At 68.3% G+C, this 26,792-nt stretch carries 25 protein-coding genes and 3 pseudogenes; 13 read left to right on the top strand and 15 right to left on the bottom strand.

The genetic code is table 11. The annotated features are described in order from the left end of the window. Positions 1 to 250: 250 nt before the first annotated feature. The 4 genes and pseudogenes from J7E97_RS30920 to J7E97_RS36405 form a co-directional block, all read right to left on the bottom strand. Positions 251 to 961, bottom strand: a pseudogene (locus J7E97_RS30920) (MFS transporter); the annotation flags it as partial. Between the two features lie 798 nt (positions 962 to 1,759). Further along, a complete protein-coding gene (locus tag J7E97_RS30915) occupies positions 1,760 to 3,544 on the bottom strand; it encodes a galactose oxidase early set domain-containing protein (protein WP_215034173.1) in 1,785 nt (594 codons plus the stop codon). Between the two features lie 326 nt (positions 3,545 to 3,870). Beyond that, positions 3,871 to 4,351: pseudogene (locus J7E97_RS30910) on the bottom strand (XRE family transcriptional regulator). A 70-nt stretch (positions 4,352 to 4,421) separates the two neighbouring features. Further along, positions 4,422 to 4,830: pseudogene (locus J7E97_RS36405) on the bottom strand (transcriptional regulator); the annotation flags it as partial. A gap of 28 nt (positions 4,831 to 4,858) precedes the next feature. Here J7E97_RS36405 and J7E97_RS30905 point away from each other — a divergent pair. After that, positions 4,859 to 5,386, top strand: a complete 528-nt coding sequence (locus J7E97_RS30905) for an ABATE domain-containing protein (protein WP_251055422.1) — start codon at positions 4,859 to 4,861, stop codon at positions 5,384 to 5,386. Positions 5,387 to 5,527: 141 nt separating this feature from the next. Here the strand turns inward: J7E97_RS30905 and J7E97_RS36400 are convergent, their stop codons facing one another. The 3 genes from J7E97_RS36400 to J7E97_RS30890 form a co-directional block, all read right to left on the bottom strand. After that, positions 5,528 to 5,791 (bottom strand): hypothetical protein, encoded by a 264-nt coding sequence (locus tag J7E97_RS36400; protein WP_251055420.1) that lies wholly within the window; start codon positions 5,789 to 5,791, stop codon positions 5,528 to 5,530. A gap of 88 nt (positions 5,792 to 5,879) precedes the next feature. Next, positions 5,880 to 6,302: a hypothetical protein gene (locus J7E97_RS30895; RefSeq protein WP_215034171.1), complete on the bottom strand. Its 423-nt coding sequence runs from the start codon at positions 6,300 to 6,302 to the stop codon at positions 5,880 to 5,882. 133 nt (positions 6,303 to 6,435) lie between these two features. Then, a complete protein-coding gene (locus J7E97_RS30890; RefSeq protein WP_215034169.1) occupies positions 6,436 to 7,707 on the bottom strand; it encodes an SGNH/GDSL hydrolase family protein in 1,272 nt (423 codons plus the stop codon). A 711-nt stretch (positions 7,708 to 8,418) separates the two neighbouring features. Between J7E97_RS30890 and J7E97_RS30885 the strand changes: the two genes are divergently transcribed. From J7E97_RS30885 to J7E97_RS30860, 6 genes are all read left to right on the top strand, one after another. Then, complete coding sequence (locus J7E97_RS30885; protein WP_215034167.1) at positions 8,419 to 8,973, top strand: BTAD domain-containing putative transcriptional regulator; 555 nt, start codon at positions 8,419 to 8,421, stop codon at positions 8,971 to 8,973. 347 nt (positions 8,974 to 9,320) lie between these two features. Beyond that, positions 9,321 to 10,280, top strand: coding sequence for an SDR family NAD(P)-dependent oxidoreductase (locus tag J7E97_RS30880; protein WP_215034165.1), 960 nt, complete (start codon positions 9,321 to 9,323; stop codon positions 10,278 to 10,280). Positions 10,281 to 11,016: 736 nt separating this feature from the next. Beyond that, positions 11,017 to 11,208 carry a hypothetical protein gene (locus J7E97_RS30875; protein WP_215034163.1) on the top strand — a complete coding sequence of 64 codons (192 nt, stop codon included), beginning with the start codon at positions 11,017 to 11,019 and terminating at the stop codon, positions 11,206 to 11,208. A 149-nt stretch (positions 11,209 to 11,357) separates the two neighbouring features. Further along, entirely contained in the window at positions 11,358 to 11,750 is a 393-nt protein-coding gene (locus J7E97_RS30870; RefSeq protein WP_215034161.1) for an ATP-binding protein, read from the top strand. A 626-nt stretch (positions 11,751 to 12,376) separates the two neighbouring features. Continuing rightward, entirely contained in the window at positions 12,377 to 13,255 is an 879-nt protein-coding gene (locus J7E97_RS30865) for an oxaloacetate decarboxylase (protein ID WP_215034159.1), read from the top strand. Beyond that, complete coding sequence (locus tag J7E97_RS30860) at positions 13,252 to 13,506, top strand: hypothetical protein (protein ID WP_215034157.1); 255 nt, start codon at positions 13,252 to 13,254, stop codon at positions 13,504 to 13,506. Before J7E97_RS30865 ends, J7E97_RS30860 begins: the two co-directional genes overlap by 4 nt. 157 nt (positions 13,507 to 13,663) lie before the next feature. Here the strand turns inward: J7E97_RS30860 and J7E97_RS30855 are convergent, their stop codons facing one another. Together J7E97_RS30855 and J7E97_RS30850 are read right to left on the bottom strand one after the other, a co-directional pair. Continuing rightward, the gene (locus J7E97_RS30855; protein WP_308346865.1) at positions 13,664 to 14,482 is read right to left on the bottom strand and encodes a lipase family protein; all 819 of its coding nucleotides are present in this window, start codon (positions 14,480 to 14,482) and stop codon (positions 13,664 to 13,666) included. Beyond that, positions 14,479 to 14,655, bottom strand: a complete 177-nt coding sequence (locus J7E97_RS30850; RefSeq protein WP_215034155.1) for a hypothetical protein — start codon at positions 14,653 to 14,655, stop codon at positions 14,479 to 14,481. The genes J7E97_RS30855 and J7E97_RS30850 overlap by 4 nt, the downstream gene beginning before the upstream one ends. A gap of 33 nt (positions 14,656 to 14,688) precedes the next feature. Between J7E97_RS30850 and J7E97_RS30845 the strand changes: the two genes are divergently transcribed. The 3 genes from J7E97_RS30845 to J7E97_RS30835 all read left to right on the top strand — a co-directional run bounded on the left by J7E97_RS30845 (position 14,689) and on the right by J7E97_RS30835 (position 17,322). Further along, entirely contained in the window at positions 14,689 to 15,030 is a 342-nt protein-coding gene (locus J7E97_RS30845; protein ID WP_215034153.1) for a hypothetical protein, read from the top strand. Between the two features lie 1,088 nt (positions 15,031 to 16,118). Continuing rightward, positions 16,119 to 16,541 (top strand): hypothetical protein, encoded by a 423-nt coding sequence (locus J7E97_RS30840; RefSeq protein WP_215034151.1) that lies wholly within the window; start codon positions 16,119 to 16,121, stop codon positions 16,539 to 16,541. An 82-nt stretch (positions 16,542 to 16,623) separates the two neighbouring features. Beyond that, entirely contained in the window at positions 16,624 to 17,322 is a 699-nt protein-coding gene (locus J7E97_RS30835) for an intradiol ring-cleavage dioxygenase (protein ID WP_215034149.1), read from the top strand. Positions 17,323 to 17,467: 145 nt separating this feature from the next. On the opposite strand, the gene J7E97_RS30830 is transcribed toward J7E97_RS30835, so the two are convergent. The 3 genes from J7E97_RS30830 to J7E97_RS30820 form a co-directional block, all read right to left on the bottom strand. After that, on the bottom strand, positions 17,468 to 18,988 hold the full coding sequence (locus J7E97_RS30830) for a serine hydrolase (RefSeq protein ID WP_215034147.1): 1,521 nt from the start codon (positions 18,986 to 18,988) through the stop codon (positions 17,468 to 17,470). 125 nt (positions 18,989 to 19,113) lie between these two features. Then, positions 19,114 to 19,797, bottom strand: a complete 684-nt coding sequence (locus tag J7E97_RS30825) for a triacylglycerol lipase (protein WP_215034145.1) — start codon at positions 19,795 to 19,797, stop codon at positions 19,114 to 19,116. 310 nt (positions 19,798 to 20,107) lie between these two features. Continuing rightward, positions 20,108 to 21,043, bottom strand: coding sequence for an SGNH/GDSL hydrolase family protein (locus tag J7E97_RS30820; RefSeq protein ID WP_215034143.1), 936 nt, complete (start codon positions 21,041 to 21,043; stop codon positions 20,108 to 20,110). A gap of 620 nt (positions 21,044 to 21,663) precedes the next feature. On the opposite strand from J7E97_RS30820, the gene J7E97_RS30815 reads away from it, so the two are divergent. Continuing rightward, complete coding sequence (locus J7E97_RS30815; RefSeq protein WP_308346864.1) at positions 21,664 to 22,731, top strand: lactonase family protein; 1,068 nt, start codon at positions 21,664 to 21,666, stop codon at positions 22,729 to 22,731. A 361-nt stretch (positions 22,732 to 23,092) separates the two neighbouring features. Here J7E97_RS30815 and J7E97_RS30810 read toward each other — a convergent pair whose 3' ends face one another. Both J7E97_RS30810 and J7E97_RS30805 read right to left on the bottom strand, forming a co-directional pair. Beyond that, positions 23,093 to 23,599 carry a hypothetical protein gene (locus J7E97_RS30810; RefSeq protein WP_251055419.1) on the bottom strand — a complete coding sequence of 169 codons (507 nt, stop codon included), beginning with the start codon at positions 23,597 to 23,599 and terminating at the stop codon, positions 23,093 to 23,095. A 258-nt stretch (positions 23,600 to 23,857) separates the two neighbouring features. Further along, positions 23,858 to 24,010: a hypothetical protein gene (locus tag J7E97_RS30805; protein ID WP_215034138.1), complete on the bottom strand. Its 153-nt coding sequence runs from the start codon at positions 24,008 to 24,010 to the stop codon at positions 23,858 to 23,860. A gap of 713 nt (positions 24,011 to 24,723) precedes the next feature. On the opposite strand from J7E97_RS30805, the gene J7E97_RS30800 reads away from it, so the two are divergent. After that, complete coding sequence (locus J7E97_RS30800) at positions 24,724 to 24,987, top strand: pentapeptide repeat-containing protein (protein ID WP_215034137.1); 264 nt, start codon at positions 24,724 to 24,726, stop codon at positions 24,985 to 24,987. A gap of 434 nt (positions 24,988 to 25,421) precedes the next feature. Here the strand turns inward: J7E97_RS30800 and J7E97_RS30795 are convergent, their stop codons facing one another. Beyond that, positions 25,422 to 25,658, bottom strand: a complete 237-nt coding sequence (locus J7E97_RS30795) for a hypothetical protein (RefSeq protein ID WP_251055418.1) — start codon at positions 25,656 to 25,658, stop codon at positions 25,422 to 25,424. Between the two features lie 292 nt (positions 25,659 to 25,950). Here J7E97_RS30795 and J7E97_RS30790 point away from each other — a divergent pair, with 292 nt between their 5' ends. Continuing rightward, positions 25,951 to 26,391 (top strand): VOC family protein, encoded by a 441-nt coding sequence (locus J7E97_RS30790; protein WP_215034134.1) that lies wholly within the window; start codon positions 25,951 to 25,953, stop codon positions 26,389 to 26,391. The last annotated feature ends 401 nt before the right edge of the window (positions 26,392 to 26,792 follow it).

Raw genomic sequence — 26,792 nt, 5'->3', positions numbered from 1 at the left:
AAAACTCTCAGATTGATCACGATCCAATACGCTCCCTAGGGCGGGTCCAACGACGAGATCGCCTGCGCGTTCGGCAGCAACTCCTGCGCGCCGCGCAAACTGCCGGGACGCGACCGCGCCCGACTGGTCGTCATCGCCTACCGGGCCGGTCTCGTTGAGGACCCTCCGCCCGCCGCGCGACCACGGTGGCGTACGCGAAAAGGGACGGCGCCGGGTGTTCGCTCCCGGCGCCGTCCCTTCCTGCGGGGTCTCAGCCGACCTCCGCATGCTCCTTCTCGGCCTCCGCCGTCTTCTCCTGGCGGTACGGAGCTGCGGCTCGGCGGCCGGGCAGGACCGCCAGGACGATCATGGTGTCGGCGGCCATGATGAGGCCGCCGATGAGGCTGGTCTGCGAGATCCCGTGGGCGAAGGACTCGTTCACCGCGTCCACCAGGATCTGTGCCTGCTCTGGGCCGCCGCCGGGGAGCTGCGCGACATGCTCGGCGACCGCGAGGCCGCCGCCCACCGACTCCCTGGCGGCGTCCAGGGCGTCGTGCGGGAGCTGGTTGCCAACCGTGCCGCCCAACTTGTCCTTGTACGCGGTGCCCAGCAGGGAGCCCAGGAGGGAGCCCAGGAGGGCGATACCGAGAGAGCCGCCGAGCTCCAGCGAGGTGTCGTTGGCGCCACCGCCGACGCCGAGTTCGGACTCGGGGAAGGAGCCCATGATCGTGTCGGTGTCCGGGGAGACGCTCAGGCCGATCGCGAAGCCGAGCAGGAGCAGCGACGGCAGGAAGTCGGTGTACGTCGAGGTCTTGTCGATCTGGGTGAGCAGGAACACGCCCACGGTGCCGATGATCATCCCGGGCACGACCATGGCCTTCGCGCCGAGCTTCGGGGTCAGCTTCCCGGTCACCGCGGCGCCGACGAACACGGCACCGGAAAGCGGGAGAAGTCGTACGCCGGTCTCCAGCTCTGACATGCCCCGTGGCCCGGGAGCGCCGTCCGAGCCGGGGACCTGACGGCGATCACCGCCACGCCGCCCCCGGCTGGCCTCCCCTGAGCCGGCGGGTGGGCCCACCGGGCGGTCGACCGGGTATCGGGCTAGGCACGGCGGGTGCCCGAGCGTGCCGAAGGGCCTTCGTCCGTGGCCTCGACCAGGCCTGGCCGCTCGCCGTTCGCCGGGTGGACACCACTCGCACCAGGTTCATCTGCGAGAGGAAGACCGACGCTCCGTAGAGCGCGAACTGCTCGTCGGCCCAGACGAGGCGGACCGGGTCGCTCTCCGGGGCCGTGTGCCCCAGGTGGGACAACCCGGGTGAGGCGGGAAAAACGCGGACATCGCGGCCGGGGCCGACGCGTGAGCAACGGCGTGGGGCAGGCCCCGCTCGTGAATGCTCAGCTCCATCACGTCGGCGTAGAGGGCCCGGTCTCTCGTCGGCGATCAGGTCGACGGGAAGGCGGGCATCGCCGAACCTGCCCACGCGGCTCAGTTCCAGCCGGCGGCGGTCCGGAACCTCTCGGTACGCGGAGGGCCACCGGGCGGCCGACTGGCCGAGCGCGGCGTGGACGTACTCGGCCTCACGGAGGCCGACACTCGGGGCGACTGAGTACCTATCGCTGAGCCGCCACGGACGTACACCCTCGCCGGGCACCAGCTGCCACCCCACCAGATTTATCGCCCAGCCGCACAATCAAGTGTCCACTCCCCAGCGCCCAGCGCGAATGGATGGCGGCTCAGCCGCCCCTCGGATGCGACAGGACTGCAGTGACGGCGAGTGGGCTAATGTTCCGGTTGAACTACAACGATGTCGGTGCCGTAGGACGGCAAGCCGAGCGGATTGGACCATTCTCGGAGTGTGTAGAGAAGGTATGGTCCCGATGGCATGATGTTGTTGGTCGGCGGAATCTTAAGGCGTAGGTCGTCATCGCCCTGATATTCGAAGGCGATCTCAATGAGCCGCTGACCAGAATCGAACGCATGAGTGCATGAGCCGCAGGCAACCATGACCACTCGGTCGATTTCGCTGGCGTACGTGCTCTTAATCTGGACCGCTGCGCCGGGATAGAGCAGGCTGGGGGCCTGCGTGATATATGGACGCTCCCCGTCAGGAACCGAATGATACCACGGTGCGAAAATCTCAATATCAAGATTTCGCCAATCCTCAGCCGGCGGCACAGCGTTCACAACAGACTGCGCCGCGTTCTTATTGGACCCAGCGGTCCATACCCGGCCATCCGGCATAAGTACTGCTACTGAATGGTAGTTCCGGTCCGTGGCGGCCGCGTCCCCATCGAGCAGCGTCCATGTATCGGTGTACGGATTATACACTTCCGGAGTTCGCACGCCGTCACTATCCAACGGCGGCGGAGAATTGGGAATGTTGAGCGGCTTGTAGTCGATGCCGCCGGTCATCACGACTTCCCCTGTAGGGAGGATCGTGGCATTAGCGTGGTACCGCCGTCGAGACTGCTTGCGCTGCCCAGTCTTGCGCCACTGCCAAGTTCCGTTATTTACCGCATAAGGACTCCAATCTTTAAGACTCAGACGGTAGGGCGTCCTATTTGATCCGCCACAGATCATGATCTGAGCAGTATAGGTTTTCTTCTTGTTGCGGCTAGCGGCGCTTGTCGGCTTCTCCCCAAGTGGAAGTAGGACGGAGGTGGAACTGTAGCCACCATAGTCACTAGGCGCGTCGTCATCGGTCGGGAACAGAGCGACGGGAGTGAATGTGCCACCAAAAGCACCGGCATCGGGCAGGAGCGTCACCGTTACGGGCGGTCGAGCGTTAGTAGTCAATTCTTGCAGGCGCTCAGAGAGCTGTTCCCTGGGATAGTCCAAAGGGTTAGAGAATAGGATATCGCCCGATGGGAGCACGTGAACGCGCGGGTACAAGGTAGTCGAGTGTCTCAAGTAATATTGGTAAGCGGAATTATTGCCATAGGGAGCCAGTAGACGCCAATTACCATTCGGCTCCGGATGGCGAGTAAAAACCTCCGGAATAACATTGTTGTGGTTCGCATCGCTGAGGCCGGGGTGTCCAGACAGGGCGATAACATCACCGCTCGGCAACGTAAGCAGTGTGGGGTACCAGCGCCCCCCTGTATCTCGAACGGATGGGTGCGGATTCACGAGCGGGTCGGCGGCTGCAAGCATGCCGCTAACATTCATTTTCTCCACAGACTGCCAGTCCCACCCAACACCACCCGACCCGGCGGAAAAGTTTGGTGTGTTGAAAATTGCCGCGTCGCGCAGTCCCGGGAAGTGGTGAAGGTGGTAGCCGGCACCCTGGTAGAAGAGTTCGGTCCCTCCGGCAACGAGGAGTTTGACGATATTGGTAGCACCGAGGAAGGCGTGCCCTGAACAGAAAGAATCGAATGGGGGTGATTGCAGAGTTTTAACAGTGTAGGATGAGCAATCGAAGAGCCGTGTCGCGTCGAACTTACGGGCGGCGTTTTGCGTTGGACTGTGCTGATCTCCGCCGAAATAGATAATTTTCCCGAACCCGACGTACGCCGCGTGTACCGCAAGAATTTCTGCATGTTCTTCGAGACGCTGCCACGGCATAGACTGACTCCCTCGTGGATGATGGCATCCCATCATTGCCAGCGCGAAGCGTTTGCAAATTGGCGACACGCCAGAGCCAAGTGGATTTTTAACTAGATCACCGATGTGTGATGCGTCGGTTTGAGCCGCCGGGCTCCGAAGCAGTGGGCGTTGGCGGGATCACCGGCAGGTGTTCGACGCAGCTTGATCCCGCGTCTGCGCAGGTAGGAAGGGGCTGCCACGGGAGTCGTACGCCTTGTCGGCCCGCACCCGATCCGAGACTCACGGACGGCCGAGCCTGAGCCCCGGACTACGGTCCGGGGCTCGCGGGCGGTTGGGGGTGCGGCCTACAGCTCGAATTCCAGATTCAGCACGTCGTTGATCTGGACCTCCTGGAGGGACCCGGCGCGGCGTCCGCTGTCCTGGAAAGTAGACCTCCTTGAGTTCTTCGGCAGTGAGCTCGCGCAGCCGGGCTTCGTTGGCGCCCTGCTCCTGGGCGTCGAAGAGACGGGCCGCCTACTGGGGAGGCAGGGCCACGGTGACGTGGCGTTCGCGGTCCTCATCCGTCGACTCCATCGACGCTCCCGCGTAGCCGAGGCGGGCGTAGACGTCAATTACGATGCCGGCCGTCGTCGCCGCCTTCTCCTTCGCCTTGGCCCGGATCTGCGGCTGCCACCGGGCCTTCACCTCGCGATCCAGGCGCGCGGCGATGTCCGGGCGGGGCTTCTTGATCTGCTCCTTCACGTACCGCTCGACGGTGTGCTGGGAGACCCGCACCATCTGGGCCACCTGCTTGGCGCCCTTGTACTGCTTGACCAGGTACCGCATCTGCGCGCCGGCCGACTTCGGCACGGGGCGGGTGAACGCCTTCTGCAGCGCCTGGTTCAGGCCGTCCCCGCCCGGGCAGGGGCTTGCCCTGGCGGTACGGCAGGAAGTCCAGCGCTCTCTCCGTCGACGGCGTAGACGACGCAGTCGGACAGGATCGCGACCGGCTACTCCCAGTGAACGCCGCGTGCTTGACGAACTCCTGGTGCAGGTTGATCCGGGTGCGGGAGATGACCGCCGCGCGGATGTCGGGCCGCCACGTCGGCCGGACAGCGACCGCCACGGCTCGCCGGACACCCAGCCCTCGCCGCGGGGCCGCTCGCGCAGCTTCCCAGGCCACCCTTCACCGTCGCCTTGACCGCCGGGACGAGGATGGCCATCTCCCGGTTGCGGCTCTTGTAGGCGTCCATCGCCGCGAGGAAGTCCTCCGACGACAGGTCCGCGTCGCCGCCGAAGTCGGCCAGCGTAGCCGCACTCCCGTCGGCGCCGGGGGAGGCGGAGCACCCTGCCCTGGCCCTGGCCAACAGTGCCGTCGCGCTGCCCGGCGGGCACACGGCGGATCTCCTGAGCACCCCCGCGCAGGCCGAGCAGTGGCTGGCGCGGCGCGATCTCGCCCCGGTCGGCGCCAGCTTGGCGGAGGTCTGCGCGACGCGGTTGCGCTCGTTGCGCGAACAGGTCAGGTCACTACTGGCGTCCCGTGTCGCCGGGCAGGCCGCCCTGCCAGCCGCCGTCACGGCGTTCAACGACGCGATGACCCGCGTCCCCACCGCACCCCTGCTGCTGTGGAACGAGAAGACCGGCCCTTACCGCGCCACACCCCACCCCACCACCGCGATCGTCGAGCACGCCCTGGCGGTCATCGCCGCCGACGCCGCCGACCTGCTCACCGCCCCCGACGCCGCCCGCCCGGCCGCCTGCGCCTCCCCTCCCTGCAACCGCTTCCTGCTCAAGCACGGCCGCCGCCAGTGGTGCTCCACCCGCTGCGGCGACCGTGCCCGCGCCGCCCGCGTCTATGCCCGCCTCACCGCGACGGACTGACGACGCCACACCGCAGGCCCGGCAGGACACACCCGCCCCGGCGCAGCCGGGCTGCGCAGGCCACCACCTGACGTACACCTGGCCCGGCGACCCGGCGACCCGGCAGCCCGGCGACCCGGCGGCCCGGCGGCCCGAACACGGTCACGGCGAGGATGCGAGTCTCTGCCCCAGGGAGTCGTTGTCGTCGTGGTGAACGACCTCCTCGAAGCGCAGCCGCAGCCCGTGTTTGCCCAGCAGTTCCGCCACGATCGCGTCGAGCTGTTCGCGGTCCTCCTTCGTCGACCTTCGGTGCGACAGGACACCGGCGGCAGCGGGCGGGGGGCACTTCCGTTCCCGTAGCCATATCCATGCCTTCCAGTCGATGAACGCCTCCCAGACCCTCGTCCCCAGAGGAAACGAGTACACGTCACGCCTTGGACCAGGTGGGCGCGGGCCCTCCGAGAACCGGCAGGCGCGCCCCGTCTCAAGGCTCTGGAGCCCAGGGGGTGGCTCCCTAGAAGTCAGGGTTGAGGTACGAACCCCAGGTGTAGTTGCCGTCACTCTCCACGACCCAGGGCGAGTAGAGAGTGGCGATGTAGTCGTTGTTCTGCGGAGAGAGGTTGGTCCAGTGCTTGTAGTAGCCGTCCTTTCCCCACAGGCAGTCCAGCCAGCCGTATGTGCCGGCCCGCAGCCAGATAGTCTTGCTGGCCCCGAGGCGACCGTCGCGGGTCTGAACCCAGCTGTAGTTGCCCTCTGCAAGGTAAATCGTGGTGTCAACGCAGGCGGTGGATGTGGACTCAGTCGGGTGACTTGTCAGCCACATCGTGCGTGTGTGGTAGGCGATGGAAGCTGCTTCGGCTTGAGTGACTGCCAGAGTCAGCGCTGAGAGAAGCGCGGCGGTGGTGATCGCCGCTCGACGTATCGACGGACCTATCAAGTTTCAGTCCTCCGTGGGTAAGGTCAGTTGGATGGCGGACGATGCGCTTACCCAGGCCCGAGGGTCGCGGCGCGCTCGACCACGCAGGTCAGGACACGGTGTCCTTCCGGTCGGTGTGTGGGTTGCTCATCGGTCACAGGGTGTTGAGGTCGATCGTGTGGGCCATCATGGCGAGACCGACGGGGTTGGGGTGCAGGGCGTCGCCCCCGTTGTACTCGGTGCGCAGGCGGCCGTCGGAGTCGGACAGTGCTCGGTCGAAGTCGGCGAACGCGTCGTATTCACCGCTGGTGCGGATCCAGTGGTTGACCTCGTTGCGGACGGCCTCACCGCGCGCCGACCAGTTTCCGTAAACGTTGTCCTTGTACGGCGTGATGGTGGCGCCGATGATACGGATGCCCCTGTCGTGCGCGGCCCGAATCAGGCGGCGGTGCCCGGAGATCAGTTCGGCGGCATCGACCGCGGGGTTGGGGTCGGTGCAGGGGTTGGCCGGGCTTTCGCTGAAGCCGAGGTCATTTACGCCCTCCAGCACGATCACCGTCCGCACACCGACCTGGTCCAGGACATCGCGGCGGAACCGCGAGGAGGCCTTTTCGCCGAAGCACGCCGAATCGTTCAGTACGCGGTTGCCGACGATGCCGGCGTTGACGACGGTCAGGGGACGGCCCCCGGCGACCAGTCGCTCCGCAAGCACGTCGGGATAACGGTCGAATCCGTCTCGGGTGCCTGACACTCCGTCGGTGATGGAGTCACCGAAAGCCACCACCGTGCCACGCCCGCGCTGCGCCGGGCCGCTCACCTCCACCCCGGTCAGGTAGTACCAGGACGCGGTGGGCTCCTGGGTGGTGAAAGCTGTGCCGGATGTGTCCCCACGGTGATCACCCGACGCCCGGTAGGACGACGCATTCGCCTCGGGGTGGAATGTCGACGGCCCGGTCTCACCGGCGAAGTACAGGGTGACAGTGAGGCGTTCGAGCGGTGAGGTGCGGAACTGGAGCGCATCGCTGGTGAGTTCACGCCCAACGGAAATCAGGGTCGACGACCGGTGCCCGAACGACAGCGGCCTGACCGACCCCGTCTGGACGGCGGCCCCTTCCGTGGACCGGGCAACGGTGGCGCCGGTAATCCGCAACGGCTGCGTGCCGAACCGGTTGGAGAGCCGGACGCGGACCGACGACCCGCCACCGGTGGTCCGCACGATCTGGCGGACGGAATGGTTCAAGAACCCTTCACGCGACCAGTTCGGGCCGCTGTAGCTGTCCGGCGCGGCGGCCGCCATCGGAGCACTCCAGGCTGTCGCCCATGCCTGAGACCCCGGAGTACGCATCTGCGCCGCGGCCGGATCGGCAAAGCTGAGCGAAAGCAGAACGGCAAAAGCCGTGAGTATGTGGCGCGCTTGGTTCTTCATGCCTCGAAACATATGAGCCCTTGCGGTCAACTAGGTTCCTAATCACCACACGACAGTGGTTCGCGTGGTCGGACATCGGTAGTGGCAGACACCTCGCCCCCACGCCGTAACCGTTGCGGGCGCCCTACACGGTCTTGCCGCAGCAACCTTCAGCGGCGGGGTCGTGCCGGACCCGCCCACGGCAAACGTGCGTCCACCGCTATGCCACCGCCTCAGGCTGCGGCGACAAGCTCAGCTCAGCTTTTGATGACGCCTTGCGTGGCGTAGCCGTCGCCGTTCCAGTCGCCCGTCACCGGGGTGTCGCCGGCGTCACCGTAGACGACGGAGGTGATGGAGCCGTCGGTGTGTCGGAAGTAGAAGGTTCGGTGGTCGGGGATGTAGACGCCGATGTTGGTGCGTCCGGTGTGGTCCCAGTCGCCGGCGATGGGAGCCCAGTTGCCGCCGTCGCCGAACGGGAAGGAAGTGACGTTGCCGTCGGCGTGATTGGCGGCGGCCAGGGCGATACGGGTGAGCTTCTAGGCCTTGCTGGACATGGAGAATCTCCTGGGCGAATGCGTGGGAATGAGCCACAGTGGGCGCGGCAGCTCATCGAAGACCGGTTCACGGCGTGCCGTCTGGCCCCGGACTCGTACTTTGCCGACCTGCACCAACGAGTCGCCAACAGGGCTCTAACAGCGGTGCCTGGGGCGAGATTTGACGCCCATCAAGCGCTTGACCGGGGCACGCCTGATGACCGCCCTGCACCACGCAGAGCACACGGCCAACGCCATCGCCTCACACCACAGCCTGCGCCCTACCCTCGCCGACGAACTCGGCACCGACCCCGCCCCAACCACCCAGCAGGTATTTCGCTCGCTACCCACTCCGGGTTCGTCTCCGGCCGGATCGGTCCCGCTGGATTCGCGGCCGGCAGCCTCACACCCGACGAACACCGCCAACTCCGACGGGGCAGCCCCGCACGCCGAGCCCACCCGCCATACGCCGTTCCAGATGCCCCGTGACGTCCCGGACTTCACCGGCAGGGCTGCGGAGCTGACCGCCCTGCGCAAGCGCCTGCTGAGCGCCCCGGCCGACGGCCTGCCCGCAGTCCTCGCCATCTCGGGCATGGGCGGTATCGGCAAGACCGCCCATGCCCTCCACGCAGCCCGCGGCACCCGCGCCGCGTTCTCAGACGGCCAACTCTACGCCGAACTGCGGGGCTTGGGATCCGGAATCCCCCGTAGCCCCCTGCCGCGAGCAGCGCGGCCTATCGCGTTCGCTCGTTGAGCGACTACGGCCGTGTTCCAGTAGCAATGGTGACTGACACAGTGATCCTCTCCCAACCTCTCGGCCTGTCAGGCTTGTTGGGGCACCCCGGTTCGATGTGAACGACAAAACTGCTGGTAGACGGGCTCACGACCAAGGTCCACACGCAGTTTGTGACACCGGAGACGGACCGCCGCAGGTCAAGGTCGATGCGTCGCTGCCCGCCCCATGTCGGACGGCTGTCGGTGGGGACAGCGACCTGTCGGCGGGATGTGGGTGGCGTCAGGGACCGTGGGAACTCGGCTGGCCGGCTGTAAACGTGCGGTCCCGCCCGCCTCCATACCACTTCGAGCTTCCAGGAGCCCGCCATGCCCTCTGCATCCCAGGTCCCGCAGTGGGACGTCCACCGACTGCCTCACGCCGAGGGAAAGAACTTCCTGGTCACCGGCGGCAACGCGGGCATCGGGTATTTTGTCGCCGAGCAGCTCGCCGGCTCCGGGGCCATGGTCGTTCTTGGTAGCCGCAACAGGGCGAAGGCCGAAGAGGCGATCACTTCCATCAGCTCCCGCGTCCCCGGCGCCAGGGTGAAGCACCTGCCCCTGGACCTGGCCGATCTCGGGTCGCTCAAGGCCTCCGTGGACGCGCTCGGACTGGATCGCCTCGACGCCGTCGTCCACAACGCCGGCGTGGCGCTCGACCATCCACCACGCCGCGAAACCACCGCCGGCCACGAGCTGATGCTCGCCACCAACCACCTGGGGCACTTCGCGCTGACCCACCACCTGGCACCCCTGCTCACGGCGACCGCTGGGAGCCGGATCGTCACCACCGGCAGCTTCGCCGCCAAGTCCGAACGCCTAGACCTCGACGATCTCCAGAGCACGCACAACTATCAGCCCAAGCGTGCTTATGCGCGGTCGAAGTTGGCCCAGATGCTCTCCGCCGTTGAACTCGACCGCCGCCTGCGTGCTGCCGGGAGCACGACGCTGAGCGTGATCGTCCATCCCGGCGGCGCGCTCGACTCCCTGACACCTTCGCGCCCGCCATTCCATGTCCGGAGCGCCGGCGAGCGGCTGCGCCATCTGCCGCTCGGTCTTTTCGTCCAGGGCAAGGACGCTGCCGCATGGCCCGCTGTCCACGCCGTGCTCGACCCGGGCGTCCGGGGCGGCCAGATGTGGGCCCCCCGACTGTTCGGGCTGCGCGGTATGCCCAGGATCGAACCTCTCTGGACCCACCTCGCCGACACCACGAGCGCGACACGACTTTGGGCGGCCAGCTGCGACCTGACTGGCATCGACCTGACGTTCCCAATCCATCATCCTTGCTGAACGGACCGCAGGAGGGTCGGGAGAAGACCAGGCGTCGATCGGAAATCCATGGCCGGTCGTTGTCAGGGCATGCGCTCGCCGTACTCGGCCAGTAGCGCTCGTAGCCGGACCGCTTGGTCGTCGGTGCGACCCTGGCGCTTGCTCTTGTTATTTCGCTTCCAGACCCCAAGCCGCCGTTCGGCTCTGTCGGTAGCGTGTGCCCGAGGCATCCGGCGGCGTCCGGCTGCACACAAACAGGTACGCGCAAGCACCTCGCCCGCTGTGGAGGCCCTGCGCGCCAGCGTCGAGCGGGCCCGCAGCCCCGAGGACACCAGCGAGCACGACAGCGTGGTCCGCCACCCTGTGGTGGCGGCCCACGCCGGGTCCGTCAGAGTGGTCTCGTGGTCAGAGGGGTTGTGTCGTTCTACCGTCGGGCCTGGCGAACAGGCCGTGGGTGGTGAGCGACGCGACGAGCGACGAGCGACGAGGCCACCCGAGCGGGACCAGCGGTTGGCTGTCGCAGATCTGGAGGCGGGGCCGGGTTCGACTGGCCGGACTGCCGCAGACCGGCGCGTCCGCCTCCAGCGGCTGCCGACCGGGGCGACGAGCCCGCTCCAGGACCGAACACGGCAAGCGGTAGAAAACCCTTGAGGGCAGAGGTCCCTGACCACGACCCAGAAGTCACTCACCGTGTTTAACGGTCCGCATTCTGGTAACACCAGGTAGCTACAGGAAGTACCCGACGGAAGGCAGGAACATGACCCTCGTTACCGTGCTCGTCCTCGTCGCGGTCCCCGTGCTCATCGCGCTCCTGACCCTGGCCCCCAGCGCCCCCGCACGGCGCAACCCGTTCCCCGGCCGCCAGCCCCGCACTACACGCCGCCGCACCACCACGCGCCGGCTGACCCGCCTCCCCAGCCAGCGGGCAATCCAGCACCACCCCCGCTGACCGGTGAACAGACTCACTTTTTCGGGCGGGACCCCGAGCATGTGTAGGCGGTCACGACCGTCCCGTCGGGACCCGCTCGGTTCACCGGCCGCGGGCCGGGCACAAGCAGACCAGACCAGGAACGGCGATCCAGAGACCGGGGTGACCTGATGGACACGATGAGGTTCGACGTCGCAACGCTCCACTCCCCCACCGCCGTCGCCGGCGCACGCGAGGGCACCCTGGACTTCCTCGACGGCCTCACGCCCCCGGTCGGAGCCGAAGCCCGCGACACCGCCATCCTGGTCGTCTCGGAACTCGTCACCAACGCCCTGCGCCACGGCGGCGGCACCTACACCCTCCGCCTGACCGTCCACCCCGGCATCATCGAGGTCGCCGTCAAGGACCCCAGCCCCCACCCGCCGCGCATGCGCACCCCTGACCTCGTCGACGGCTCCGGTGGATTCGGCTGGCCCATGGTCAACCAGCTTGCCACCGCCACCGTCATCACGCCCACGCCCGAAGGCGGAAAAACCGTACGCGCCCTCATCCCCCGCGGATAGCCGCGGCCGGCTGGGGAGCACTGGCAGCCGGGTAGTCGGGAACGGCTACCTGCCGCGGCCCGGCTTCCGGGCCAGCCCGGCCTGCCGACGGTGCGCGGGCACGACCGGCCCGGCCGCCGAGCCGGGTGCGGCGGGAGTGGAGCACGAGCAGGCGGCGGCCACCGACACCGGGGCGGCGCCGCCAGGGGCCCACCTGCCGTCGTGACCGCCATCTCGCTTCGGTACGGCGACGGCGGCATGCGTGTCGACGTGTCGGCGGTCAACTCGTCCGCCGAGATCGCAGGCACCGTCCGTAGAGGTGAGCCCGTGGTCTGGCGTGGTGGGGGTGCGGGCGGGCTCGTGCGGCTGTTCCGGAATTCCGGACAGCCGCACCCGGCACAGCCGTGGGGATATGCGCCGTGCGGGTCCTCGACCCCGGCACACCCTCGCGGGAGGGTGCCGGGGGCGGCGTCCCGTGACGCGTGACGCGTGACGTTTCTCTGGTGAACGGGTTACGCCGTTGGCGTGAGGCAGCCGACGCAGTAACCATTCACCCGCAAAAGGTCAGGAAAAGATCTGGTTTGGGTAAAGCATCGCCGTGTCGCGGCAGCTTCTCCTCTTCCGATGCCTCTTGAAGGAGCCTGACCATGAGTTACGGGAACACGCTGCGGGAAGAGATCGTCCAGCCGGGCACCACCCCCCTGATCGGGGTGTACGACATGTACTCCGCCTCCGTGGCGGCTGGGCACTACGACGGGATGTTCGTCTCCGGCTTCGGATTCGCCGCTTCCTATTACGGGCTGCCCGACATCGGGTTCATCGCCTGGCCGGACATGATGGCCTTCGTCCAGCGGCTGCGCGGCGCCTTCCCCCGCCACCACCTCCTGGTCGACATCGACGACGGGTACGTCGATGCCGAGGTGGCCTGCCACGTCGTCGAGGGCCTCGAACGGATCGGCGCCTCCGGCGTCATCCTCGAGGACCAGAAGCGTCCCCGCCGGTGCGGGCACGCGGACGGCAAGCAGGTCCTGCCACTGGAGGAGTACCTGGAGAAGCTCGACATGGTCCTCGCCACCCGCAAGGACCTCGTAGTCGTCGCCCGTACCGATGCCACCGAAGAGGCCGACATCCTGCGGCGGGCCGAGGCGCTGGCCGCCACCGACGCCGACGTGGTGTTGATCGACGGGGTGCGCAGCGTCGAGTGGATCGAGCGGATCCGCGCTGTCGTCGGCGGCAAGCCGCTGCTGTTCAACCAGATCGCCGGCGGAAAGTCCCCCCGCCTCTCCCTCAGCGAACTCACCGACCTCGGCATCGACGTGGCCATCTACAGCACCCCCTGCCTATTCGCCGCACACCGGGCCATTGACACCGCCCTCGCCGAACTCCGCCTCGCCGACGGGCGACTGCCCGCAGCCGAGGACGGCCAGGAGATCGGCGTCACCGAGTCCACCCGCCTCGTGGCCAAGAACATCGCCCGCCACCACGCCCAGCCCGCCGCCCGCGACAGCGCCGGCGTGATCGCATGATCCTGAACCGGGCGCGGGCCGCCGCCTACCTCGCCGTCATGGTCCTCGGTGCCGCCGCCCCGCCCGCCACAGCCGGCGAAAGCTTCATAACGGTCATCGACAACTCCCACGCCGACTCCGTCCTGGAGGTCGACCGGACCGCGAACCTCCAGAACGGCAGCGGCACCGCGGGCAGCGACCACGACGGCAGCGCCGTCGACATGCTCACCAGCCTTCTCAGCACTGTGCACGCGACGGACAACGGCGGCTGAGCGAAAGCGCATCCCATGTCCTGGCCCTGACCCGGTGGCGACAGGGCCAGGGCACCGTCGTGACGGCAGAGGTGGGGCTACGCGCGCACCTGAGTCGGTCACTCAGTGCGGCGCATGGCAGCTGCTGTCGGGCGGTAGGCGGCGGGCGGTGGGTGCTTCAGTTCTGGTTCTTCTCCAGAGCGGCGATGTACTGCTTCATCAGGTGGTCGCGAACACCGTCGGATGCGGGGGCGAGCATGTCGGCGGTGTGGCCCTTCGCCCGGTCCAACAGTCCGCCCAGCGCCGGAATCTTGTCGCGGATGGTGCCGTCGGAGTCGATGTAGCGCAGGGCGTCGACGTGGTGGAAGGCCGGCTCGGGCGGGAGTTGCGGGACGACGTCGTTGTTGTTGACGAAGCGGTACATGCGCTTGGTGAAGGCACTGTCGTAGGCGCGGGCCAGCGTGCGGTCGCAGGTGCGGGGCTGACCGAAGGTGTAGACGCCGTCGGGGGTGAGGTTGGGTTCCTCGAAGTGCAGCCGTGCGGCAGCCAGCATGGCCAGGGCGCCGCCGAGGTTGTGGCCGGTGAACCACAGCGTCTGCCCGTTGTCGCGGAACTCGTCGATGGCGCCGCGGACTTGCGGCCACACGCCGTTGAAGGCTTCGCCGAAGCCGTAGTGGATGAATCCGGTCTTGCCCGGGCCGGGCCACGGCGGGGTGGTGGTGTCCGAAAGCCAGTCGCGCATTTCGACCGGCTGGGTTCCGCGGAACGCCGTGATGATCATTTGGGGGCTGGCGATGGTGTACGCCTGCGTGTCTTCCAGCGGGAACGGCGGCTGGAAGCTGGTGTGGTGATGGCGTACCCGATCGAATCCCCATTCGCGGGCGGTGGCCTCGACCCTCTTCTCGTCTTCGTAGGCCAGTTCGGCGGCTCGGGCCATGCTCAGCGCGTGGCCGACGCTGTACTCGGCGGCGGTGTGGTCGATGACGGCGGTCGTCACGAGGATTTCCTTCCGGAAGCGGGTTCGAGGTCCTTGCGGACGAGCGTGGTGAACTCGGTGGACGAAGCTTCCCGCTGCACGTCCACGGTGGGCGCCGGCCCGCTGACCTGCGGGAGGTCGAGGGACTTGAGCTTCGTGGCCGGAAAGTCCTCGCGGGCCAGGCCGAGCGTCACGTGGGGCCAGAAGCCGTCCTCGGAAATGTCCAGGTGCTGCGTGATCTCGTCGTGGATGCGGGCCAGCTCCGGGGTGTGCTCGACGCCCAGGCGGACCTGCTCCCCCTGCTGGACGGTGTTCTCGTCGTAGCGCTAGGCGGGATCGTTCTGCAGGCTGCAGCTGCCGTGCCGTACCTCACCGGTCAGGCGGATGACCGGAGCCGGCCACGTCCCCCGTTCGATGAACGACCGGACGTCCGCCAGCTTCTGCTCGTCAGCGCCGTGAAGGAAGCCCAGAGTGATGTGGATGTGCTCCGGATCCTGCGCATCGACATGGTCCTGACAGTCCTGTTGCGGGCCGCTCAGCGCGTCCACCAGCGCGCCGGGCAGCCGTAGGCAGATGAAGGCATCCGTCGTCCGACCACTGGCCATGAACATCCTCCGATACGAACCGGCTTCTCCGGACGAGAAGCGCAGGCTCCTGGATACCCACGCGCCGGGAGGCTTCCGGCGCTGCCATGGGTGACCTCACCCGAGTGCGCAGCCGCTTCACCGCAGAAACGATCACGCCTTCCGCCGCACAGCGGACGCGTCACCCTCGGGGGCTGCTGGAACTCTTGGCTTCGCGGTGGTGGGGCGCGCGTGTGCCGTGGTCGTACGCGCTGGTTGTGCGCTTGGCCAGATGGCCGCGCGGCTTGATCGTTTCCCCGGTGAACGGGTCACCCGACTGGGGCAGGAGAGGGCCTCGGGCGGTATCGGAGCGGGCTGGGGCCCGCTATCCACGTGGTCAACGAGCAGGCCACGGAAAGGGCACGTCGACCGGCCCTGGCACCGACCGTGGCAGACGTCGGCGCACCCGTACCCGCACCCCCACCGCACGAGGAGTTCTTCTGTGCCTTTGACCGTCCAGAACGCCGCCCGGGAGATGGAAGCCGCGAGCAAGGCCGGCGATCCCAAAGCCGATGAGCTCGTGGCCGATCTCGCGCCGTCCGGGCCCAGCGAGGAATGCGTCCATCAGGCGGCGGTAGTCGGCGTGCGGCGAGGAGTCGAGCGGGAACCAGCTGAAGGAACCGAGCAGGAGGTGGCCGCCGGGTCGCAGCCAGCGGGTGATGCGGCGGAGCACCGCTCGGCGTTCGACGTCTGTCGAAGAGGAACATCACGACCGCGAGGCTGGCGGCCCCGATCAGCTCGTAGTTGAGCGCCCCCTCTGCCCGACAGGCGGCGGCCGGGCGGCTGGGCGGCCGAAAGGGAGCGCTGCGTCCTTACGCCACGGACCGGCAGGCGTCGGGGGTTTATCGGACGACTGCTCCGACGGCGCACGTGTGCTGGCCCGTGGGCAGGAGGCCCCGGCGCGCCATGGCGCACGGGCATGCCGCTTTGCCCATGCTCGGGGGCGGACGTGGCCCCGGCCGCGTCTCTCGCGGCGGGCCTGCCTCCGATCAGCCGTCCTAAGCCCTACCCAGCCCTGAAGAAGGGACCGAGCCATGATCTCGTTCACAAGCGCCCGTTCCAAGAACGTCGTGGCCGCTGCGGCCGGCGCGGTGGTTGCCGGGGCGTGCACCATGGCAGCGACGCCCGCCGACGCCGGCCCGGCCCGCTCACCGTACGCGCAGGCGGCCGCACTCGTAGTGTCGAATGGCACGCTCCTGCAGGCCAAGGGCATCGCGGGCGTGTCCAAGCCCAGCGCCGGCGTCTACTGCATCACCTTCACCGACTCCCGGGTGGAGGCGCAGGAGATCACCCCCGTCGCCACCATCGCGACCGGCCCCGACACACCGTGGGGCACCGTCGTACACCTGGCCACCGACCCGACGGAAAGCTGCGGTCGTGCCGACAACACGGTCACCGCCTTCACCGGCAGCGCCGAAGGCCTGCGGGACAACGCGTTCTACATCACTGTTCCCTGACTCCCAAGAGGGCCCATCGCTGTCCTCTCGCCCGGCGCCCTCCAGCCGCCGTCCGCGCCGCTCCCACTTAAGGATTTTCCCCATGCGCGAGAACGACCCCTCCCCCACCAGCCGTCGCGCGGTCCTCCTGGCGGCGGGCACGGCCGGAGTGGCCACACTGGCGTCAGCCTTCGTAGCCACCGCGGCCGGCAATGATCCGGAGCAGACCTCACCTTTTCCGAGTTCTCTGCCGGGCGCGACCACCCCGGCCTGTGTCCTGACCACCGTGTGGGGCGCTGGACCCTACTACCTCGACCTGGACCGGGTCCGCTCCGACATCACCGACGACCGCCAGGGCATCCCCTTCCGCCTCGACTTCACCATCGTCCGGACCTCCCAGGGCTGCCGGCCCCTGGAAGGAGCCGCCGTCGACGTCTGGCAAGCCGACGCCGCGGGCGACTACTCCAGCAACGGCGCCACCTACCTGCGCGGCACCCAGATCACCGACCACGCCGACCGGTGCACCTTCCACACCATCGTGCCCGGCTGGTACGCGGAACTGGCCCCCCACATCCACTTCAAGGTACGGCCCGACAACCACACCGAAACCTCCTCACAGCTCTTCTTCCCCGAAGACCTCCTCAAAGAGCTGTACACGCGCCGCCCCTACGCGCAGCGCCAGGTCCCCGAGCAGCCCAACGGGCGCGACGACCGCTACCGCGCCTCCGGCGCCTCCCTCACCCTTGCCCCCACAGCCGACGGTGACGGATACCGTGCCGCGTACACGGTAGGAATCGCCTGAACACGAACGCGCCGTCGACGTGGCTGCCGACGAGGCAGCGACAGCCCGCTCACGGCGGTGCACCGCGGGGCTGGCAGCCGGTCGGCCGGCCTTCAACGCCGCCTGAACAGCTCAATCGGCGTAACGCGGGCGGCGGCCGCAGGCACTAGCTGCCCTTCTCGAAGGTGCCGAGGGCGTTGGCGTCCAGGTACTCCACCCGCATCCTGCCGTCGGTGAAGGTCACCCCGGTGCGGCCGATGGCGTTCTCGCCGACGGTCTCGAAGCTGAAGGTGTCCCCGTCGTAGTGGGTGAGGGGGAAGTCCATCGGCTTCGGTCCCAGGTGCAGCACCAGCCCGCCGCCCGGGCCGGCCGTGACGGTGGCCCGCCCGTAGAACGGGTTGGTGTACGTACCGGTGTACGCGCTGTCCGCGCGGGCCGGCTTCGGGTCCGCGGGCGGCTTGGCGAAGTCCGTCTTCGAGCGGCCCTCCCCGAGCTGCTGCTTGTAGGCCTCGGCCACGACGGGCAGCCAGTCCCGGCTGGGCTTGCCGAACTCGGCGGTGTCGAAGAAATTGAGGGCGACGGTGTCGGGGAGACCCGTGGGGGCGCCGTTGGTGAGCACCACGATGGCGAGCTTCTCGGCGGGGACCAGGGTGACGTTGGTGTTGGTGCCGAGTGCGAAGGCGCCGGCGTGGCTCAGGCGCAGGCGGCCGTGGTCGTCGTAGCGCACGTTCCAGCCCAGGCCGTAGTAGCCGGGCTGGGTGTTCGGTTCGGCGGGCGGCTGGCTGATGCTGTGCGGGAGGTGGGTCTCGGCCAGGCCGGCGCTGTTGGTGACCTGCTTGCCGTCGATCTTTCCGCCGCCCAGCTGGAGGCGTAGCCAGCGGGCCATGTCCCGGGCGTTGGAGCTGACGCCGCCGGCCGCGGTCTGCGCGTCGGCGTCGCGGACGTAGCGCGGCTTCCAGGTGCCGTCGTCGGTCTTGACGTGGGTCAGGGCGCGGTCGGCCGCCTTCTCGTAGTCGCTGAAACGGGAGCTGGTGTGCGTCATCCCGGCGGGCTTGTACAGCAGGTCCTCGGAGAGCTTGTCCCAGGGCACGCCCTTGGCCTTGGCGACGGCCTCGGCGGCCGCGGTGAAGCCGAAGTTGGTGTACGCGTAGCTGGTGCGGAACGGGCTGAGGGGCTCGTAGCGCAGGTGCGACAGGATGTACGCCTGGTCGTAGCCCAGGTCCTCAAGGAGGTCGCCCGAGTGATCCGGCAGGCCCGAGCGGTGCGAGAGCAGGTCGGCCGCGGTGACGTGCGAGCTGACCCAGGGGTCCTTGAGGGTGACGCCCTTGAGCGGGTCGTCGAAGCCGGCGGCGCCGAGGGCCTGTGCCAGCACTGTGGAGGCCACCGCTTTGGAGACCGAGGCGAGCTGGAAGACGGTGTCCGGGCCGACCTTGTCGCCCGGGGCATCGGTGCTGCGGACACCGAAGCCCTTGAGGTAGACGACCTTGTCGTCGTGGACCACGGCTACGGAGACGCCGGGCACCCCGGTGCGCCGCATGCCGTCCTGCACCTGCGAGTCCAGCGTGTCCAGGGCCCTCGCCACGTCGAAGCCACCGGGGCTCGGCGACGGTGCGGCGGCGACGGTCCCGGCCGCCAGGGCGAGCCCGGCGACCACGGTCAGCCCCCTGCGCTTGCTGTTGCGTCGCATACGTCCATTGAACGCCGTTCCCGCGTCGGGCGCCCGGGGAGAGCCGGGGCACGGAAAACGGCGGCGGGGCGGCGAGCGCGGCCCCGCCGCCGTGGTGCGCTAGGGCCTGGGCCGGAAGACGGGCCCTAGCGCACGTGCGCCTTGACCTGGCTATAGACCTCCTGGTCACTCCGCAGCTCACTATGGTTGAGGCAGGCGGTGGTGCTGTTGACGGCACCAGAGAGGGCAACACTGCTTTGAGGGTTGATGACGCTGTCGCAGGGTGAGCCCCACGTGGCGTAGCGGGGGGAGCCTGGGGTCTCGTCACCGGAGTTGAGGTCGCTCAGGAAGTCGGATCCCGGTCGCATCTCGAAACAAGGGGCGCCGCCGCACCAGTTTGCGGTGTTGGTTCCGTGGTTGGGTCCTGCGAGGGAGACCCACGCATCGACTTTGGAAGCGCCGCCGAGGTTCTTGGTGTAGTAGCGGGAAGACAGGGCGCCCATCGAGTGGGTGATGACATCGACCTTCGAGGCGTGAGTGAGGGCCAGGACGCGGTCGATCTCGTCGGCGAGCTGGGCGGCGGTCGTGGCGTTGGACTGTGTGGCGTTGTAGGTCCACTGATCGAGGTGGCCGGTCGGCCAGCCGTCGGCCCGGAAGCGGCCGGCCATGGTCTCCCAGGTGGAGCCGTCGGAGTTCCAGCCGTGGACGAAGACGATGGGATCGGGACGGACAGCCTCTGGCTGGTCGCCCACCGCGGACGCGGGAGTGGGAAGGAGAGGCGTGACCGCCAAGAGGAGCGCGGGCACGCTCCGCAACAGGTTCCTGATCATGAGAGGTTTGTAGCGTGCCCGGTGATAGCACCCACAGGACCTGGTCTGCACCTCACCCACCTGGGGGCGGTGTTTCACCGCAGAAACGTGACTTCGAGGAAGACTCCGCGGGCTCGGAGCGGGTCAAGGGGAGCTACCGTGTCCGGCCAGGCGGTGAGTAGCTGTTTTACGTTCACCTCGTTGCGCGCGAGGGCCTCCAGCGGCCCCGTAGCCGCCGGTCACATCGGCGCCCTGCATCGCGCGCCAGGCGGCGGACGTGGTGAGCTGCCCCCAGTGTGGTGCGCCCGCACCGGGGGCAGGTCAGGAGCCGTCAGCCGAGCGCGTTGAGGACGGCGTCCGCCATGGCCCGTTCGCCGGCCGCGTTGGGGTGGAACGGCGCTGCGGCGCTGCTGGAGAGCGGCTCCATCCAGCGGGTGCCGACCGGCTTGCAGGCGTCGTGGCCGATGGACTTGGTGTAGGTGTCCACGTAAACGGCGCCGTGGGCGGCGGCCTGAGCGGAGATCATGCCGTTGAGGCGCTTGTGCGTGTCACGCAACCAAGGGGCGTCGCCCTTGGCGATGGAGACGACGGACGGGCAGTTGGTTCCGTCGTCCGGCAGGATCGCGGGGTAGCCGGTCACCAGGATCCGTGCGTGGGGAGCCCGCTGCCGGATGCCGTCGAGAGTGGCGGCGATCTTGGGAGCGGTGGCGTTGATGGTGGCGGCGAGCCGGTCGGTGCCGGTCCAGGTGTAGCTGCTCTTACAGGGTGAGCCCGACGGGTTGAACAGGCCGAGTACCACGCAGCGGCCGATGATGTCGGCGAAGCCTATGTCGTTGCCCCCGATGGTCAGGGTGACCAGGTCGGTATCAGCGTTCAGAGCGTCGAACTGCGGGGGCGCGGAAGCGCTCTGCGCCGAGCTCATGTGCACGGTGGTCGCTCCCCCACAGGTGACGTCCTGGTGGGCCGCGGGGTTGAGCGCGGTGTTCAGCAACGAGGGGTAGTTGACGCTGGACCGCGTACAAGCCGTGTCGACCTGGTCGGGCACACCGGCCGCCGAGGCGTAGGAATCACCCAGCGCGGCATAGCGGCTGACGGCGGTTCCGGCGGTTCCGGCGGTTCCGGCGGTTCCGGCGGTTCCGGCGGTTCCGGCGGTTCCGGCGGCCAGGGCGGGGTTGCTGCCGAGCGCCGTAGCGGTGGCCAGGGCAACCGTGGTGGCGGTGAGGGAGAGAACGGTACGCGTGCGGCGGCTCGGATTGACTGAACGCATGGCTGTGCCTCTCGGGTGGGGTCTGGAGGCGCCCACGGGCCGTTGGCGGGACGGCCGGGAGCGCACGGGACCGACGGCAAGGCGGGCCCGTCCGCCTCGCCCTCGGCACCCGCGAAGGGCACTGCGCGCAGTTACTGATGAGTTGTACTGGCACGTAATATGCGGCCGACGTGCCGGAGCGTCAAGGTGTCCGACGGTGAATGTTGAAACGGCCACCACCGCGCCCGACCGATCCAACTCCCGCGCGGGGCAGGCACCATGGAGTCGCGCATGCGCCGCGGCCTCGGTCGATCGCCGCCCCCGGTGTCGGTGGTGCTGTGCGGCACGATGTCCGCCGTGAGCACCGAGATTCTGACGTCCTCACCCATGTCGCCCTTATGAGCCCGTGGATGAGTCGGAGATCGCTGTCAGGCTCTTCGACGTTCCAGACGCCACCGGGACGGCACCGAACTTCATGTTGTCCGACGAGCCGAGTGCGGGACATGAAGGAGTTCGCCCTTGGTTGCCCTCCGAGTGGCTGAGCATGCGGTGGCGGAACGGCTTGTTGCACGCCGGTTAGCGGCAGCAAGCTGTTAACTTCGCCCGGTAGCAGCGGATTGGGACGGCAGAAGGACCACTCAGTGGACGGCGCGGAAAGCAAGGCGCAGGACATCGGACTGCGCGCGTATGTCGGTTCGTTCGCCTCCGGAGGGGGCCGTGGGATCACCACGGCGGCCGTGGACCCCGTCACGGGGGGACTCACCGTACTGCAGGTCGTCGACGGCTTCGGGGACACCTCGTGCCTGGCCCTCTCCGACGACCGGCAGGTTCTCTATGCCGTTGGCGGGACCGGCGAAGCGCTGGCGAGCGCCTTCCGGATCACGTCCGACGGTCTTGTTCCGCTTGGGCAACCGGTCGCCGTCGACGGCCTCGGTCCCGTCCACCTGAGTCTCGCCGGTGACCGGCTACTGATCGCCAATTACATGTCCGGCAGTGTGAGCAGCCTGCGGATCGCGGATGACGGCAGACCGGTGGGGTACGCCTCTGTCCTCGACCACCAGGGCCGCGGGCCAGACCCCGAACGGCAGACCGGCCCGCATGCGCACCACGTTGCACCTGATCCGAGCGGCCGCTGGGTGCTCAGCGTGGACCTGGGCACCGACTCGGTACGCGTATGCGTGGCCGACTCGGCGGGTGGGCCCCTCCGGGTGCATACCGAGACTCCGCTTCGGCCCGGGAGCGGTCCCCGGGAGGTGGCCTTCCACCCGCGCGGAGACGTGGCGTACGTGATTCACGAGCTGGAACCGCAGTTGACGGTTTGCCGATGGGACGCCGATGCCGGGCGTCTGCACCTGACCGGTGAAGTGTCCCTGGGCTCGGGCGACGCCAGCCCGGGCACCACGGAGTACCCGTCGGTCGCGCTGGTCTCGGGCAACGGCCGCTTCCTCTGGGCGGCGATCCGGGGCAGCAACCTCATCAGCACCCTGTCACTGTCCGACGGCCCCGACAAGCCTCGCATCAGCGATGCGGCGGACTGCGGAGGTCAATGGCCTCGGCACCTGGCAGCCGGTCCCTCGGATCGACAGTTGTACGTGGCCAACGAATGGACGGGTGATGTCACCTGGTTCGATACCGACCCCGAGAGCGGGAGCCTGCACCTGGCCGGCCGGCTGGACGTCCCGGCCGCTGCCTGCGTCGTACTTGCCTGAGCAGTCGTCAGGAGCCGCCGCCACAGCTGGTTTGCGGCTCCACGGTCGGCCGGGCCACCCGGCACGCGGCGGCCGGTGCCCGCCCGGGACGGGGCCGGGCAGAAGAAACCGCCCGGCGGCGTGGGCAGCGAGCCGGACGATCACGGGCCGGGCCGTTCGCGGGGTGGGTTCACCACGCCCACTGCCCTCCCCTTCAGTGACACGACAGGGTCCGCCCGCGTGCGTGACGAAGGCGGACCCGGCCTGAGTGTTGAGTCCCTGACTCCCCCTCACACCTCTAAGGAGCTGCGGGTTTACTGGTGAAGGCCAGGGTGACTGAGGTGACGCCGATCGGTGAAGCAGGTGCCGTATCGACCGTCGGTCAGCGGTGGAGGTCGATCGTGAAGCGCCTGGTGCCCGGAGCGATCGTGTCGGCGTGGACCGAGCCACGGGCCCGGTCGAATTCCCCGGTGCCGCCCGTGATCCCGTTGTCGAACGAAGGGGGAGGGCCCGGGTTGAGAATGCCGAAGACCATTCCCTGCACGGAGAGCTGGCCGCCCGGGAGGTTGTAGGTCACGACGCACTCCTCCGCTCCGCCGTTGTCGGCCCGGGTGGTGGTGCAGGTGCCGCCGGTGTCGCCGACCTGCTTGCCGTCCTCGTCGAAGAGAATCGAGCGGAAGACGGTCCGATCACCCTGGGCGGGGGCGCCGCCGGGGTTGACGGGGAAGCGCGTCTGTTCCGCGAGTCGGCCGGTGAGTGTGATGACCCGGTCTCGGCCCTTGGGGTCGGCGGAATCGGTGTCCGTCGCGGCGGTCGCGACGGGGACGCAGGCGAGAAGGGTGACCAGGGCAGTGGCCGTGCCGAGACAGGCTGCTCTGATGGGGCGCATCGTGTGGCTCCTGAGGTTGATGCTCACGGATGGTCCGACCACGCATTCATAACCTCGACTCTGCCTCCGCCCGGAGCGTCCCGGACCGACCCACCGGTAGATCCGACCGATCGGACCAACCCGGGACGAGAGACGGGCCGCCCGACCGACCCGTCGTACCAGTGGATGACCGTCAGGACTCGCAGGGACCGCTGAGCGGGCTCCAGGCGCACCGGAAATGGGTACTCACCACCGCCAGGCAGAGGCAACCCGGTCCTCTCAAGACCACTGGTCGAACGCGGCGAGTACAGCCGTGATCCCATCTTCCCAAGTCGCGAAATCGGCCCGGATCATCGAGAGCGATACCGCCTGCTGGCGACGGCGACCGTCCATGACGAAGACGGCGTGGCTAAACCCCGTCAGTGTGGACACGTGTCCCACCCTGGTGAAGCCGCAGTCTCCCGGACTCGGGTCAGTGCATACGAAGACGAAGTGGTCCCGCTCGCCGGGCGCACCACCAGGCTCACTGTGACCACCCCATTGGTGACCGATCACAGTCTGGGCGGCGGGCGGGCAGGGCGCAAGCGGTCACCACCAAGTCGGCACCGCAGAGCGCGAGTTAGGTCGCTGACAGCGCGTACCTCCACAACGAGGTTCGACTGGAGGCCGCAGAAGTGTCGCGGACACTGGAAGTTCTCCCCCGGTGTGGTGTGTGCGGCCGTGCCGGATGACGCTCTGGTCTGCATAGGCGGCCGCCGACGCGGGGTGCCGCTGCCGTCTCAAGGGTCCCGTAGCGAGGTGATCAGCCGCAGGAGGGCGTTGCGGCGGACTGGTGCCACCAGAGCGTGGGCCATCCGGGCACAGGCCAGCGCGAGATCGACGGACGAGCGTGCTGAGGCGTGCTCGTCCGCCACCTTGTCCCCGGACGCTGGGCCCACCCGCTCCCCGCTCAGACGCGGCCGTGACTGCGCTCTACCGGCTCAACGGGGAATCTCTCGCCAAGCGCTTGGTGCCTCGGATCTCCGCTTTGCCGCCATCCGACAAGGGCTGGTGCGACACGGAACTTTCGGACATCGGTTCCGGTATCCGATATGGCGGCATGCTAAAGATGGGACAAGCAATCCCAAACTAGGAGGTATGCGACGATGCGTTCAACTCTTCTCCGTGTAGCGGCGCTGGGTGCCGCGGCAGCTCTGGCTCTCTGCGGTGCCGGCGCCGCCAGCGCCGACGGCGTGGGCAACGCCGGCATCGGGAACTCGGGAGTGGGCAACGCCGGCATCTGGAATTCGGGCATCGGCAACGCCGGCGTTGACAACTCGGGAGTGGGCAACGCGGGCCTCGGCAATACGGGCATCGGCAGCCACGGCATCGGGAACTCGGGCATCGGTAGCTCCGGCATCGGCAACTGAGACGGCCTTACTGCGCCGCTCCCTCAGTCTCGCAACGCGCTTGGGAAAGCCGGGTCAGTCCCGCTCCCCCAGCTGAGACAGGAGGCATGCCTCGGAGGAGCACGGACGGCGGCGGTAGGCCACGCCGCCGTCCGGTCGTAGCAGCACGGGCCCAGCCGAACGGCACTGCAACGCCGATCTGCTGCTCGCAGCCCGAGACGGCTGCACCAGCCTGCTACACGAGCAGTCCCCGTGTGCCGCCGGGTCCGTGCGAATACTGCGCGATCGGCGAGCAGCAGGGCCTTGCCCCCTTTGCCACGAGGAGCAGTACGGCGCAACACGACCTGCTGTACCGGCGGGCCCCGACGGGTGCAAGTCACCCACCGAGCTTCCCTCTGACCGCCCTCGGACCGACGAAGACGAAGCCGACGCTTGCTGCTGGTCGTCAGGTGGGGTTAAGCGGGTAGACGCCGGTCCCTTCGTACGCCGCCGGACTCAGAGAGTACGGTGACGGGCTCGCCGGCCTTCGCGGCCTGCCAGGCCATGGCTGCCGGATGGGTGACCGCCCAGTCGGTGGCGGGCCGCGAGCTGGCGTCCAGTGCGTGCGCACCGGTGAAGGGGCCGGTCTCGGCGAAGCCCAGGCGCGCGGCGTGGACGCCGGCTCCGGGCGTCGCGCATTCAGCGGCGCGCACGCCAGGGCCGGGATCAAAACGCCGCCGATGCCCCGGCAGGATTCGATGGAGAGGCCGGTCGAGAACCGGTCGGCCCGGTACAGGGTGACATGGCGGTGCCGTCGCAGCGGAGCCCGGCGTCAGCCCTGGTTCTCCAGTCTTCCTGAAGCACCATGAGATAGGGCCCCGCCGCGATGCCGCCAGGGGTGAGGTCGAGTTCGGCGGTCTGGAAGATGTCGAGAACGTGCCACCGGCTCCGTCCCCGGGACATCAGCGGCCACCCACGGCCGCACGAGGAAGAGGGGAGACGATCATGGCGATTCAACGGATGGACAATGTCGGCATCGTCGTCGAGGACATGGATGCCGCCATCGCGTTCTTCGAGGAACTCGGTATGGAGCTGGAGGGCAAGGCGGAGGTCGAGGGCCTCGTCGCGGACCAGTGCACCGGACTCGACGGCGTCCGCTGTGACATCGCGATGCTCCGGACCCCGGACGGTCACAGCCGGCTCGAGCTGGCGAAGTACCGTAGCCCCGCGGTGATCAGCGCCGGGCCGCGCAACCGGCCGCACAACATTCTGGGCACGCACCGCGTCATGTTCGCCGTCGACGACCTCGAGGACACCGTTGCCCGCCTGCGCCCTCACGGCGCCGAACTCGTCGGCGAGATCGCCCGGTTCGAGGACAGCTATCTGCTCTGCTACGTCCGCGGCCCGGAGGGCATCATCGTCGGACTGGCCGAGCAACTGCGGTGAGAAGGAGGGCAGGTCAGGACCACTGGGTGCCTGCACGTCACCTGACGGGGCGCGTCACAGGCTCGGGTGGCGGTGGGTGGGGAGGCCGTCGAGGACCTTGAGCAGCACGGGCAGGTCCGGCAGTACGGTGGCGGCGGTGGTGAGCGGGTTGTCGGCGAGGACGGTGAGATCCGCCGACCTGGTGGAGCTCTCGCCGATGATCCGGGTGTAGACCTCGAGGCCCGGCCAGAAGGCGTGCGCGAACTCACCGTGGCAGTCGGGGAGTTCCAGCCGACGCCCCCATGGCCGTCTACGCCACCGACATCGTGGTGCGCCGTTGCCGCTACGACGGCCTCGCCCCTCGCGGACGAGACTCCGCGGAGCCCCTTCCAGTACACCGGTCTAGGTCCTGTTTGGAGTTC

The sequence above is a fragment of the Streptomyces sp. ISL-66 genome, from assembly GCF_018614135.1.
In the GTDB taxonomy this organism is placed as follows: domain Bacteria; phylum Actinomycetota; class Actinomycetes; order Streptomycetales; family Streptomycetaceae; genus Streptomyces.
Note: the sequence above shows the minus strand (reverse complement) of the source record. Positions and strands in the feature narration are given on the sequence as shown.